Origin of the sequence: Rhizobium sp. 18055, assembly GCF_902706285.1 — a bacterium.
Classification (GTDB): Bacteria; Pseudomonadota; Alphaproteobacteria; order Rhizobiales; family Rhizobiaceae; genus Rhizobium.
Window position 1 is genome coordinate 1 of sequence record NZ_CACSKD010000291.1, and the last position, 439, is coordinate 439.

Annotated in this window: 1 protein-coding gene and 1 pseudogene; both read right to left on the minus strand. The window is 69.0% G+C overall.

Annotated elements, in window-relative coordinates:
• Positions 1 to 176: ATP-binding cassette domain-containing protein (locus GVL52_RS29170; RefSeq protein ID WP_160012750.1), on the minus strand; the 176-nt coding region annotated here is incomplete at its 3' end.
• Positions 177 to 246: 70 nt separating this feature from the next.
• Positions 247 to 439: pseudogene (cysW, locus tag GVL52_RS29175) on the minus strand (sulfate/thiosulfate ABC transporter permease CysW); the annotation flags it as partial.

Below are 439 nucleotides of genomic sequence, written 5' to 3' on the forward strand. Positions count from 1 at the left end.
GCCCGCTCCTGCACGGCGAGGCCGGTGGCGTCGTCGTCGCCGAACAGGATCCGGCCCCGGTCCGGCGCGTCGAGCCCGGCGATGATCCGCAGCAGGGTCGTCTTGCCCGAGCCCGAGGGGCCGAGCAGGCCGAGCAGCTCCCCCGCCCGCACGTCGATCGACAGGTCGTGCAGCACCGCTGCCGTGTCGAAGGTCTTCGAGACGTTCTCGACCCGGATCGCCGTCGAGGGACGGTCCAAGGGGCTGTCAGTGAGCCCGGCCGTGCGCAAGCTCGCCCGCGAAGCGCCATTCGAGGACGGATTTGAGGATGAGGGTGATGAGGGCAAGGACGGCGAGGAGCGAAGCGACGGCGAAGGCGGCGACGAAGTTGTACTCATTGTAGAGGATCTCCACGTGGAGTGGGATGGTGTTGGTCAGGCCGCGGATGTGGCCGGACACC